Annotated in this window: 13 protein-coding genes and 1 tRNA gene; 8 read left to right on the plus strand and 6 right to left on the minus strand. The window is 66.7% G+C overall.

The window, feature by feature from the left end; genetic code table 11:
• The first annotated feature begins 27 nt into the window (after positions 1-27).
• The 6 genes from AC1DZY_RS01920 (at position 28) to AC1DZY_RS01945 (ending at position 6,577) form a co-directional block, all read left to right on the plus strand.
• The gene (locus AC1DZY_RS01920) at positions 28-1,089 is read left to right on the plus strand and encodes an ABC transporter ATP-binding protein (protein WP_476818366.1); all 1,062 of its coding nucleotides are present in this window, start codon (positions 28-30) and stop codon (positions 1,087-1,089) included.
• Entirely contained in the window at positions 1,086-1,955 is an 870-nt protein-coding gene (locus tag AC1DZY_RS01925; protein WP_476818367.1) for an ABC transporter permease, read from the plus strand. The genes AC1DZY_RS01920 and AC1DZY_RS01925 overlap by 4 nt, the downstream gene beginning before the upstream one ends.
• A complete protein-coding gene (locus AC1DZY_RS01930) occupies positions 1,952-2,779 on the plus strand; it encodes an ABC transporter permease (RefSeq protein WP_476818368.1) in 828 nt (275 codons plus the stop codon). Before AC1DZY_RS01925 ends, AC1DZY_RS01930 begins: the two co-directional genes overlap by 4 nt.
• A gap of 57 nt (positions 2,780-2,836) precedes the next feature.
• A complete protein-coding gene (locus tag AC1DZY_RS01935) occupies positions 2,837-3,919 on the plus strand; it encodes an extracellular solute-binding protein (protein WP_476818369.1) in 1,083 nt (360 codons plus the stop codon).
• A 64-nt stretch (positions 3,920-3,983) separates the two neighbouring features.
• Complete coding sequence (locus AC1DZY_RS01940; RefSeq protein ID WP_476818370.1) at positions 3,984-4,328, plus strand: N,N-dimethylformamidase alpha subunit family protein; 345 nt, start codon at positions 3,984-3,986, stop codon at positions 4,326-4,328.
• The gene (locus AC1DZY_RS01945; protein ID WP_476818371.1) at positions 4,325-6,577 is read left to right on the plus strand and encodes a N,N-dimethylformamidase beta subunit family domain-containing protein; all 2,253 of its coding nucleotides are present in this window, start codon (positions 4,325-4,327) and stop codon (positions 6,575-6,577) included. The genes AC1DZY_RS01940 and AC1DZY_RS01945 overlap by 4 nt, the downstream gene beginning before the upstream one ends.
• 56 nt (positions 6,578-6,633) lie before the next feature.
• Here AC1DZY_RS01945 and AC1DZY_RS01950 read toward each other — a convergent pair whose 3' ends face one another.
• A complete protein-coding gene (locus AC1DZY_RS01950) occupies positions 6,634-7,875 on the minus strand; it encodes an aminotransferase class III-fold pyridoxal phosphate-dependent enzyme (RefSeq protein ID WP_476818372.1) in 1,242 nt (413 codons plus the stop codon).
• Between the two features lie 134 nt (positions 7,876-8,009).
• Between AC1DZY_RS01950 and AC1DZY_RS01955 the strand changes: the two genes are divergently transcribed.
• A complete protein-coding gene (locus tag AC1DZY_RS01955) occupies positions 8,010-8,771 on the plus strand; it encodes an SDR family NAD(P)-dependent oxidoreductase (protein ID WP_476818373.1) in 762 nt (253 codons plus the stop codon).
• Positions 8,772-8,819: 48 nt separating this feature from the next.
• Here the strand turns inward: AC1DZY_RS01955 and AC1DZY_RS01960 are convergent, their stop codons facing one another.
• The 5 genes from AC1DZY_RS01960 to AC1DZY_RS01980 all read right to left on the minus strand — a co-directional run bounded on the left by AC1DZY_RS01960 (position 8,820) and on the right by AC1DZY_RS01980 (position 11,235).
• Complete coding sequence (locus AC1DZY_RS01960; protein WP_476818374.1) at positions 8,820-10,097, minus strand: FCSD flavin-binding domain-containing protein; 1,278 nt, start codon at positions 10,095-10,097, stop codon at positions 8,820-8,822.
• A gap of 72 nt (positions 10,098-10,169) precedes the next feature.
• Positions 10,170-10,496, minus strand: coding sequence for a c-type cytochrome (locus AC1DZY_RS01965; RefSeq protein WP_476818375.1), 327 nt, complete (start codon positions 10,494-10,496; stop codon positions 10,170-10,172).
• Entirely contained in the window at positions 10,496-10,738 is a 243-nt protein-coding gene (locus AC1DZY_RS01970) for a hypothetical protein (RefSeq protein WP_476818376.1), read from the minus strand. Before AC1DZY_RS01970 ends, AC1DZY_RS01965 begins: the two co-directional genes overlap by 1 nt.
• A gap of 60 nt (positions 10,739-10,798) precedes the next feature.
• Positions 10,799-10,876, minus strand: a tRNA-Pro gene (locus tag AC1DZY_RS01975).
• 77 nt (positions 10,877-10,953) lie between these two features.
• Positions 10,954-11,235, minus strand: coding sequence for a hypothetical protein (locus AC1DZY_RS01980; RefSeq protein ID WP_476818377.1), 282 nt, complete (start codon positions 11,233-11,235; stop codon positions 10,954-10,956).
• Between the two features lie 271 nt (positions 11,236-11,506).
• On the opposite strand from AC1DZY_RS01980, the gene AC1DZY_RS01985 reads away from it, so the two are divergent.
• Positions 11,507-12,325: a class I SAM-dependent methyltransferase gene (locus tag AC1DZY_RS01985; RefSeq protein ID WP_476818378.1), complete on the plus strand. Its 819-nt coding sequence runs from the start codon at positions 11,507-11,509 to the stop codon at positions 12,323-12,325.
• The last annotated feature ends 2 nt before the right edge of the window (positions 12,326-12,327 follow it).

Raw genomic sequence — 12,327 nt, forward strand, 5'->3', positions numbered from 1 at the left:
GCGTCCAGCAGGTCCGTGGGCATCGACGTGAGGTCGATCGTCAAGCGCTTCGGCGCCGTGACCGCCGTGGACGATGTTTCGCTCGATGTCAGGCCGGGCGAGTTTCTCGCCCTTCTCGGTCCCTCCGGCTCCGGCAAGACCACGATCCTGATGGCGATCGCGGGCTTCGAATATCCCGACGCCGGCAGCATCGTGGTCGGCGGCGAGGACGTCACCTGGATGCCGCCCAACAAGCGCAATCTCGGGATGGTCTTCCAGAAATACACGCTGTTCCCGCATATGTCGGTGCTGGAGAACATCGCTTTTCCGCTCAAGATGCGCGGCGTCGGCCGGGCCGAGCGGGAGGAGAGGGCGCGTGCGGCGCTGAACACCGTCAGGCTCGATACCCTGGGGGATCGCAAGCCCTCGCAGCTCTCGGGCGGCCAGCAGCAGCGCGTCGCGATCGCACGCGCGATCGTCTACAAGCCGCGCGTCCTGCTGATGGACGAGCCGCTTTCGGCCCTCGACAAGAATCTGCGCGAGGAGATGCAGATCGAGACCAAGCATCTCCAGCGCGAGATCGGGGTCACGGTCGTCTTCGTGACGCATGACCAGACCGAGGCCCTGACCATGGCCGATCGCGTCGCCGTTCTCGACCATGGCCGTCTCCAGCAGATCGGCACGCCCCATGACCTTTACGAGACGCCGCAGACGGCCTTCGTCGCAGGCTTCATCGGCGAAACCAATTTCTGCCGGGCGGTTGCGCGCGACAGCGCGGCTCCGGGCGGGCGGGCCGCCGTGACGCTGCCGGGCGGAGCGGTCGTCGAGGCGACGGCCGTCGCTGCGGTCGCGGCGGGCAGCCCGGTCAGGCTGGCGATCCGGCCCGAACGGCTCAGCCTGACTGATGTCGGTGGCGCCGCGCTGACGGCGCGCGTGGCGGAGGCGATCTATGCCGGCAACGCGACGACGCTGATCCTGGCGACGCCCGATGGCCTGCAACTGCGCTTGCGGCTGCCGGCCGGCGGAGAGGCGGCGCTGCCTCGCCTCGGCGACATCGTCGGTCTGCGCTGGAAGGCAGCCGATGCGCGGATTTTTGGGGACGCGGCATGAACGGCCGGCCGAGCAACTGGCTTCTCGGCGGGCGGCAATACAGCCCGGCCGTCAGCCTCCTGCTCGCAAGCCCGTTCCTGCTGCTGGCTTTCGTCACCTTCCTGCTACCGCTCGGCTCGCTTCTGCATGAGAGCCTGTTCCTACCCGTGCCGACGTTCGCCCACTATCAGCGCGCGCTCGGCGAGCCGGTCTATCTGCGGGTGATGCTGCGCACGCTGCGCATCGCCGCCACGGTGACGGTGGTGAGTTTGCTGCTCGCCTGGCCGCTGGCCTGGGCTATGTCGCGCGCCAGCGGAGCAAAGCTCGCCATTCTGGTCGCCGCCGTCCTGCTGCCGCTCTGGACCTCCGTCCTGGTGCGGACCTACGCCTGGATGGTGCTGCTCCAGAAGAACGGCGTCATCAACCAGACGCTGGTCTCGCTTGGCGTGATCGATGAGCCGCTCAAGCTGCTTTACACAGAGGCTGCGGTGATCGTCGCCATGAGCCATGTCCTGCTGCCCTTCATGGTGCTGCCGATCTACTCGGCCCTGCGCGGCATTCCCGACGATTACGGGCGGGCGGCCCAGATGCTCGGCGCCTCCGAATGGGCGACCTTTCGGGAGGTGATCTTCCCGCTCTCCCTTCCGGGCGTCACTTCGGGCTGCCTGATGGTCTTCCTGCTCGCGCTGGGCTTCTTCGTCACCCCGTCGCTGATCGGCGGGCCGCAGCAGATGATGATCGCGACGCTGGTCTCGCAGCAGGTCCGCGAGATGCTCGACTGGTCCTTTGCCGGCGCGCTGGTCGGCGTCATGCTCGCCTTCGTCCTGCTCATCGCCCTCATCTTCAAGCGCGCCGTGCGGCTTGACCGTTTCGTGGGTGCCTCGTGAGCGCGCCGCTGAAGAATGGCCGGCCGGTCCGGCGCGCGGGGCAGATGGCGCTGGGCGCGACGGCCTATGCGGTCACCATCTTCCTGCTGCTGCCGACACTGGTGATCGCGCCGATGTCGATCGGTCCGGAGCGCTACATGCGCTTCCCGCCCAACGGCTTCTCGTTGCGCTGGTATGCCGCGTATTTCGGAGACCGGGACTGGATCGACGCGACCCTATTCAGTCTCGAAGCCGGTGTCATCGCGACGATCTGCGCGACCGTGATCGGCACCATGCTGGCGCTTGCGCTGGTGCGCGGCAGATTGCCGGGCAAGGGTCTGGTCGAGCTTCTGGTCATCGGGCCGGTGATCGTTCCCCATATCGCGCTCGCGGTCGCGATGTTCCTCGTCTTCGAGCAGTTGCGGCTGACGGGGACGCTGCTCGGCTTCGCCATGGCGCATACCATCCTGGCGCTGCCCTTCGTCGTCTTCACCGTGCTGGCGGCGCTCTATCGTTTCGATGCCGATCTGGAACGTGCGGCGCTGTCCTGCGGCGCTGGACCGCTCCAGACCTTCCGCCATGTCACGCTGCCGATGATCGCGCCAGGCGTGATCTCGGCGGCGCTGTTTGCCTTCATCATCTCCTTCGACGAGGCGGTGGTCTCGTTCTTCATCTCGAACCTCGACCGCAAGACGCTGCCCCGGAAGATGTTCGAGGACATCGACTACAACATCTCGCCGACACTGGCCGCCGTCGCCACCATGCTGACGCTGCTGACCGTCGTCGCGCTGGTCGGCAGCCATCTGGTCAAGGCCCGGACCGAGCGGGGGGCCGCCGGCTCATGAGCGAGCGGACCACGGCATGAATTCATTTTCCGCAGGCAGCAACAGGGGAGCTTCACGATGAAACTCGATCACACCGGACGACGCCTTGAAACAAACCGCCGTCGCTTCCTGGGAGGCGCGATCGGCGCGGCAACCCTGGCGGCGGGCGGCCGCGCTATGGCCCAGTCCAAGGAGGTCATCATCGCGACCACCGGCGGGCTGATGGAACGCAGCCTGCAGGAGCATTTCTACAAGCGCTTCGAAACCGAGACCGGCATCAGGGTTCGCGCCGTGCCGATCGAACTGCCCGACCAATGGGCGCGCGCCCGCGCCGGCCAGCGCAGCGGCAACGTGCCGTTCGATGTCGTGACTTCGACGCCGCCTGACCTGATCCAGCACGCCGACCTGATCCAGCCGCTCGACTGCGCCGGCATGCCCGGCATCGTCGCCAACGCCTTGCCCAATGGCTGCTTTCCGCAAGGCATCATCCGCACCGCCGGCGGCATGACGCTGGTCTGGAGCAAGAAGGCCTTCCCCAATGGCGGGCCGCAGTCCTGGGCCGATTTCTTCGACGTCGCGAAGTTCCCCGGGCCGCGCTCGCTGCCCGACACAGGCGACCGCGAATGGTGGGTGCCGCTCGCGGCGCTGCTCGCCGATGGGGTTGCGCCAGACAAGGCGTTCCCGATGGATGTCGACCGTGCCTACAAGAAGCTCGATGCGCTGAAGCCCCATGTCGCCGCGTGGTGGAAGAGCGGCGACAACGCCATGCAGATCATGCGCGGCGGCGACGCTGTGATGATGATGGTCTATTCGAGCCGCTCGGTCCCGCTCGCCAAGAGCGGCGAGTTCGACTTCACCTGGAACCAGGCGATCCGCGACGTCGGCAACTGGTCCGTACTCAAGGGCGGTCCCAACACCCAGAACGGTATCAAGTTCCTCGACTTCTTCGTCCAGAACGCCAGGGAGCATCTCGGCTTCAGCGAGAAGGTTTCCTTCGATTCCAACAACCGCGAAGCCCCCAATCTCGTCCCGGTCGAGGAGCGCCGCTATCGCGCCTCGTGGCCCGACAACTGGTCGAAGCTCGTCATCGCCGACTACGAATGGGTCGCGGCGAACCGCAACGCGCTGCGCGAACGCTGGGTGAGCTGGCTGACGAAGTGAGCCTGTCGTCGCCTTCCCGCCGGCGCGCGTCCGTCGCGCCGGCCGCTTCGCCGAGGTGTCCTGAATGCTGGTGAATTATCCCGAAGCGGCGCACTGGCCGGTCGACCCGACACGCCAGGATCTCGTCGCCGAAATGCGCGCCAAACCGCGCGGTCCCCACAGCGACGACCTGCTCAAGCTGCTTCACCGCATGCGCTGGACCGGCGTCGGCAAGCGCTTCGTCCTGATCGTGCTCGAACCCAACCGGCGCTGGATGCTGGGGCGCCTGCCGGGCCGGCGTGGCGCGCCGGTCGAGACATTCCCCAACCGCATCTTCACCAGCCTCGCCGAGGCCGAATGGGCCGTGTTCACCATGCGCTGGGAAGCGCTGACCGGACAGCGGCTCGACGATGGAACGCCTGCACCATGAAAGATACGAACTCCGTTCTCGGCTATGCTTGGCCGCTCGTCGTCTCGCCGGGCGAGGCGATCGCTTTCCGTCTCTCCAGCGCCACGCTCGCGCAGGCCGATGCGCGGGTCGTGCGCGTCCGCTGCGGCGATCCCGACCCGGCCGGCCCCGGACTGCAGGTGACGCCGCCGGGTACGCCGATCGACGGCCCCGTCGCGCTGCGCAACCAGCCGATCCATCCGGGCTCGTCGGCGATCGTCGGCGATAGGCCTGCCCTCCGGCCGGCAAGCTTTTCCGCGGGCTGTTTCCTCTATCCGACGGCGCCGCTCGCCGGCCCGCAGACGATCCTGTCGCGCTGGCGCGGGGATCTCGCGCAGGGCTGGCGGGTCGGTCTCGATGCCGAGGGCCATCTCGTTTTCGACGTCGCGGGAGGCGCCGGATCGCAAACCGCGCGGAGCGAGCGCCCGCTGATCGAGCGCGAATGGGTCTTCATCGCCGCCAGCTATGACGGCGCGACGGGCGCGCTCAAGCTGACCCAGCGCAGTCTCGATCCGCAGGCCGGTCGCGACACCTCCGGCTCTTGCGATGCGGCCGGCCCCGCCGGCCTCGGCTGGCCGGCGGACACGGCTCTGGTCTTTGCAGCCCATGCCTGCGAAGCCGGTCCCGATCCGCTGACGGCTGCGCATTTCGACGGCAAGATCGACCGGCCGCGGCTGTTCGGGGCCGTTCTTGCAGAAGACGCGCTGCGCCGCGCCTGCGAGGCGGTCGCTCCGTCGCCGGCCGATCCGGCGCTCATCGGAGCCTGGGATTTTTCGCTGGAAATGTCCGGCGAAATCGCCCGCGATGTCTCGACCAACCGGCTCGACGCCCGCTTGCGCCACATGCCGATGCGCGCTGTCGCCGGAGCGAACTGGGACGGCTCTGTCGTCCAGTGGACCGAGCGCCCCGATCTCTATGGCGCGATCCATTTCCACAGCGACGACATGGCCGATTGCGGCTGGTCGCCGGACCTGACGCTGACGATTCCCGCCGACTGGCGCAGCGGCTTCTATGCGCTGCGCCTGACCGCGCGCGATGACAGCGACGATCCTGTCGAAAGCTACGTCTCTTTCTTCGTCCGCGCGCCGCTCGGCCAGGCGAAGGCGCGGCTCGCCCTCGTCGCCTCGACGGCGACCTTCCTGGCCTATGCCAACAGCGCGCTCAGGCTCGATCAGGTCCACGCCGAGGCGATGCTCGAAGGGCTGATCGCGCTGTCGCGGGACGATGTCTATCTGCAGGAGCATCGCGAACTCGGGCTGTCGACCTACGACACCCATAGCGACGGCAGCGGCTGGTGCTACTCGACCGCCAAGCGGCCGATCCTCAACATGCGCCCGCTCGGAAACACCTTCAACTACGTCAACGACACCCACATCATCGACTGGCTGGAGCAGGGTGGTTTCGACTATGACGTCATCACCGATTGCGACATCGACCGTCATGGCGCGCAGCTGCTGAAATCCTATGCCTGCGTCATCAACGGCTCGCATCCGGAGTATTTCAGCCGCAACATGCTCGAGGCCTTCGACGCCTATCAGCGCGGTGGCGGGCGGCACATCTATCTCGGCGGCAACGGCTTCTACTGGCGGATCGGCTTCCATCCGGACCAGCCGCACCAGATGGAAATCCGGCGTGGCATGAACGGCTTGCGGACCTGGGAAGGCGAGCCCGGTGAGAACGGGCTCTCTTTCACCGGCGAGCCGTCGGGCCTCTGGCGCACGCATGGACGCCCGCCGCAGCGGCTTGTCGGCGTCGGCTTCGACGCGCAGGTCTTCACCCGGTCCTATCCTTACGAATGGCTCGACGATGCGCGCGACCCGCGCGTCGGCTGGCTGGTCGAGGGCGTCGATCTCGGCCAGCCTCTCGGCGATTTCGGCCTGCGCGGCGGCGGCGCGGCGGGTCTGGAGGTCGATCGTGTCGAGCCGACCTTGGGCTCGCCGCCGCATCTGTTGCGCCTCGCCACGGCAGACAAGCTCGACTATGGCGGCGTGCCGACGCTGGAAGAGCTCAGGACGCTTCATCGCGGGACCATGGGCGACCAGAACGCGCTGGTGCGCGCCGACCTCGCTTTCTTCCCGACTTCGGCTGGTGGCGCGGTGTTCTCGACCGGCTCGATCGCCTGGGCCTGCGCGCTGTCTTGTTCCGGCTATGAGAACTCGGTCAGCCGGGTCACCGGCAACGTTCTGCGCCGCTTCCTCGACCCTGCGCCGTTCTCAGGCTTCGACGAATGATGAAAGCCTTTGCCGGAATCGTGAAAACGAGACCGGTCGATATCTTTCGGAGCGTGTCAGGCCGCTGCGCGCATATATTCGGCGACGGCGGCAAGGCCGATATCGGCCGCCCCCAGCGCCTCCTCGATCTCGGCTTCGCCATGGGCGGCGCAGAGGAACATGTTGTGGCGCGGGTGGAAATAGACGCCCTGGGCCAGCGCCGACCGGCAGAACAGCTCTCCCTTGCGGAAATCGGCATCGTCCTCGAACAGGATCAACGGCATCTGCACGGGGCCGCTTTGCCGCAGGCCGACGCCATGGCGTCGGGCCAGACGATCGATGCCGTCGCGCAGTTTCTGGCCCATCGCGGACAGATGCGCGACCACGCCGTCGCGCCGCAGCACGGTCAGGGTCGCGACCGCCGCGGCCATCGGCACGGCGCCGCACCAGAACGAGCCGGTGACGAAGACCTGCGCCGCGGCCTGCCTCAGCCAGTCGCGGCCGGTGACGGCGGCGAGCGGGTGCCCGTTCGCGATCGCCTTGCTCCAGGCCGCGAGATCCGGGCGGACGCCGAGCGGCTCCCAGCTTCCGGCGAGGTTCAGCCGGAAGCCGGCGCGCACCTCGTCGAGGATCAGGGCTGCGCCCCTGGCGTCGCAGATCGCGCGCGCGGCCTGCGCGAAGGCTTGCGTCGGCAACTCCTGATCGCGCCCCAGATCATGGCGGTAGGCCGAGACCATGACGGCGGCAAGATCGTCTCCCGCCTGTTCGGCCGCCGCGCGCAGGCTTTCGATGTCGTTGAACTCGAAGAGCAGGACATGCGCCCGGTCCTCGGCGGTGACGCCGATCAAAGAGGGCGAGCACCACGGCACCGCGCCATGATAGGCCCCGCGCGCCGCCAGCACTTTGCGGCGGCCGGTCGCGGCCCGCGCAACGGTGACGCAGGTCGTCGTCGCATCCGATCCGTTCTTCTGGAACTGGGCCCAGTCCGCATGGGCGACGGTGTCGACCAGCAGCTCGGCAAGCTCGACCATGACCTCGGCGGGGCCGTTCATGCAGTCGCCGAGCCGGGCCTGGCGCTCGACCGCCGCTTCGACCTCGGCGTGATGATGGCCGAGCATGTTCGGCCCCCAACTGCACATGAAATCCAGATAGGAACGACCGTCGACGTCCCAGAGCCGGCATCCGTCGGCACGCGCGAAGAACTGCGGATAGCCTTCCGGCAGCCGGTTGGCGTGGAGATGGCCCCACATCCCGCCGGGCACGACCCGGTTCGCGCGCTCCCGCAGCGCCGCATCGAACGAGTTTGCAAGCGTGGCCATATCCACCTCCAAAGCTGCTTCGATATATCATATAGTAAGATCAGCTTGGCAAGGACCATCGATCGCCCGCGGCCGGAATCTCCTGCTGCGACGCTGCGATCGGCTCCTATGGCAGTCGGCAACGGAGAATGACGATGGCGTTCACAGGCAAGACCTTCATCGTGACCGGCGGCACGCGCGGCATTGGCGCGGCCTGTGTCGCAAGGCTGGTGGAGGAGGGCGCGCGCGTCGTCTTCACCGGCCGCTCGGCCGAGCGCGATAGCGCCATCGAAAGCGCTGACGCCGTCTTCGTTCAGGGCGATGCCAGCGTGGAGGCCGACTGCCTGCGCGCGGTCGAGGCCGCGCTCGATCTTGGCGGCGGCAGGATCGACGGTCTCGTCAACAATGCCGGCATCGGCCGGCGTCAGAGTTTCGCATCGTCGACCCTGGCCGATTTCGACCAGACCATGAGCGTCAATGTCCGTTCGGCATTCCTCTTTACCCGCCATGCTCTGGCCGGGCTGGTCAGGGCGCGCGGCTCCGTCGTGATGATCTCCTCGATCGCCGGCGCACTCGGCGAGGAGGGGCTGGCGATCTACACGGCATCGAAAGCGGCGCTGATCGGTATGACGAAGGCGCTTGCGCTCGAAATCGGCGCCGAAGTCCGCGTCAACGCGATCTGTCCGGGCCAGATCGAAACCGAGATGATGGCCGCGACGCTGAAGCTGCCGGGCCGGCGCGAAATGCTGACCTCCCGCATCCCGGGCGCCCGGCTCGGCACCAGCGGGGATGTCGCCGAAGCGGTGACTTGGTTGCTGTCCCCGGCTTCGAGCTTCGTCAACGGCGCGGTGCTGGCGGTCGATGGCGGCGAGGCGGCAGGCATCCGGAACCCGGTCGCGAAGCCCGCTACTCCCTGAAGCCGGGCCGGCATCGATCCGTGAGTCGTCGGTGCCGGCCAGTTCTGTTCAGGTGAACATGTCGGCGGTGATGCCGGCATACCAGCCGATGTTCTCGGCCTGGTTCTGCCTGCGCAGATCGTCGCTCTCTCCGGGCTTGGAGATGAAGGTATCGGTCGCGGCGATTCTGCCGTCCTTCGCCTCATAGCTGCCGCCGACCTTGATCGCGTCGTCGGTGTCGACCAGCGACCAGCAGGTGTTGAGGTAGCGGGCCGGGAAGGTTCGGGCATTGATCAGTTCGCCCCGGATCACCATCGCCGCGACCTTGGCCTGGCTATTGGCCGCGAAGGCGGATTTGGGCATGTCGCCGGCGATGCAGGCGTCGCCCAGCACGAAGATATTGGCGTCAACGCTCGATTTCATTGTGGCGGGGTCGATCGTACAATAGCCGCCGGCCGGCGCGAGACCCGACACGCGCGCGATCTCACCGGCCATCTGGGCGGGAATCACGTTGACGAAGGCGCAGTCCTTGTAGGTCTCGAAGCCGGTGACGACGGTGTTGCTGGCCGGCTCGACCGACTTGATCCCGTCATGCACCTTCGGGCCGAGCCATTCGATCATCGCGCCATAGCGCTTCTCCCAATCGGCCTGGAACACGCCCTGCTTGGAAAAGGCGTCCTTGGGATCGAGGATGATGATCTTCGCGTCGACCTTTCCCGCCGTCTTCAGCACATGGGCGAACATCGAGGCGCGTTCATAAGGGCCGGGCGGACAGCGATAGGGATTGGGCGGAGCAATCATCACGATGGTGCCGCCATTGGGCACCGCGTCGAGGCGCTGCTTGACAAGCTGCGTCTGGCGGCCGGGCTTCCAGCCATGGGGCATCCGCTCCTCCGCCTCCTTCGACCAGCCCGGGACGGAATCATATTTGAGGTCGATGCCCGGCGAGACCACGAGGCGGTCGTAGGGCAGGCGCTCGCCGGTCGAGAGCACGACCTCCTTCCTGTCGCGATCGATCATGCTGGCTCGGGCGCGCACGAGCGCGATGCCGTGGTTTGCCGTCAGGGCCTCGTAGCGATGCAGGATCTCGTCATAAGCCTTGAAGCCGCCGACATAGAGATTGGAGTGGAAGCAGGTCTGGTAGGTCTGGTTCTCCTCGACCAGCGTCACGGCGATCGCGCCTTGGCTGTCCTTCGCGATGTATTTCGCGGCGGTCGCTCCGCCGGCACCGCCGCCGATGACGACGACGCGCGGCTTCGCCTGGCCCAGCACGGCAGGCGCGCCCAGTCCGAACGTTGCGGTCCCGGCGAGGCTCGTCAGCATGAAGGAGCGGCGGTCGATCTGCATGGCTGGGGCCTCCGTGCTAACTTGTCTGGTCGTCGTGTCGGCCTGTGCCGCGCGCTGCGGCGCGGTCGGGTCCTAGGGTGGTTTCAGACCTTCGTAATACGCCGCCAGCGCCTCGATCTCGTCCGGCGTCAGCCGGGCTACAATCGTTTGCATGATCTCGTTGTCACGCTCCTTTGCTTTGTAGGAGCGCATCAGGGCGGAAAACTGGTCGGCCCGGTAGCCGATGATGACTGGAATGCCTCCGACCCGCAGGCCGCTGGACTGATGGCAGGTGCTGCATTGCGAGGAGAGATACTCTCCCAGAGATTTGTCGCCGGCCGCCTCAGCAGGGCCTGTCGATAGCGCGACGGCGATCAGGACGAAACCGAGCCAGCCGGACGTGGAGGCTGCATTCGGCATCAGCCGGCCTGCGGCAAGAGTTTCGAATCGAGCGCGACGCTCGGACCGGCAGCGCTTCCCTTGATCCCGACTTCCGCCTTGCAGTCCGTCATGCGGCACAGCATCACCGGGGCGGTGTTCTTGTCCAATGTTTCGAACCCTGCCTCCTTCACGATCTCGTTGAGGGACGCCGTGAACGCAATCCCGCATCCCTCGCAAACCTCAATGATTGCGGATGTGGCCGCTGCCAGGCCGGAGCGCAAAAAAGCGCCGCGGACCCATGTGTCGCGGCGCTTCGGACGAACTGAAATTATTGGGATTTATGGTCGGAGCGAGAGGATTCGAACCTCCGACCCCTTGTCCCCCAGACAAGTGCGCTAACCGGGCTGCGCTACGCTCCGACGGCTCGGCTTATAGTGTCGCGTTCGCGCGGATGCAATCCGCAATGCGTGCCGGCGAACGGTCTCGTCCACGCATGTCAGCCGTTCGGCGTTCCCGGCGGCAGGATCGCGTTGCCGAGGTGCTTCGTCGGGCTTCGCGCCTGATGGCGGTGGCCGGCTTTCTGTTGCCCGATAACGAGCGCATAGCTCGCGGCGATGACGCAGGCGAGGATGAGATAGGCCAGAACCGGGAGCCAGACCGGCGATGAGACCAGCCACCAGGAACCGGCGAAGCGGCCCTCGACCTTGAGCACGGCCATGCCGTAGGCGGAAAGCGGAAAGAGCGAAGCGATAACGGGCCAGAAAAACCGATCGAGCATGTGTGCCCCCGACAGCAAGCAGATTGAAACCGGTCCTGTCCGCCAGACTGTCGAGGCGCTGCCTCGGCAATCTTGCGGGTTGGTTCAGAGTTGGCCTGGCGGCTTGGCCGCATGGCTCCATCCTCCTACACGCGGCGCCGTCGGCCGGATGCAGCATGTGATGCGCGGCCTTTAACCATCGCCCTTTACCCTCGATTAAGGCTTTGATTGCGCGCGCCCGGCGATACCCGCATCGTCGCCTGGGGACGGGAGGATATTGGCGGAGAGCACCATGTCATTGGCGACTGCGACGGTTGAACGGCAAGCGCCGGCGGCGCTGGCTGCGGGCAGGCCTGCAGGCTCGGTCGAGGGCTTCTTTCGCGGCGTCGCGCCCGATTGGCATTCGGATTGGGCCTGGGACCATTACGAGCCGACAATTCTGGGCCTCGCCCATCAGTTCGGCCTGCGCCGCGTCTGCGAGATCGGTGGCGGGCGCGATCCGATGTTTTCGGCCGGGCAGGCCGCGCTTCACGGCATCGACCTTATCGTCAACGATATCGATGCAGGCGAACTCGCGCTGACACCGGCTGGCCTGAAGACCGCGCGTTTCGACATTGCCGGCGATCTCTCGGAGCCCGATGTCGCGCGCGGCGGCTATGATCTCATGGTCTCGCGCATGGTCTTCGAGCATGTCCATGACGTCGAGCGGGCCTGGAGCAATATCCACGATCTGCTGGCGCCCGGCGGCGTCGCGCTCGCCTTCATCCCGACGCTCTGGGCGCCGGTCTTCGCGCTGAACCATGTTCTGCCGGAGAAAGCCTCGCGCGCCATCGTGCATGCTCTCTTTCCCGCGCGTCGCGACGATGGCGGCGATCCGAAGTTCCCCGCTTTCTACGACTGGTGCCGCGGCAGCCGCGGCCAGCTCGAGCCGATGCTCAACCGCGCCGGCTTCCGGGATGTTCATATCCAGCGCTTCTGGGGCCACGGCTATTTCAAGCGCATGCCCGGACTGAAGCAGGTCGACCACGCCTTCAACGCACTCAGCGCGAGAATCGGCTGGGATTTCGTCACGACCTACGCATATGTCGTGGTCCGCAAGGACAAGGCCTGAGG

It is taken from the genome of Allobosea sp. P2_A10 (genome assembly GCF_056405115.1).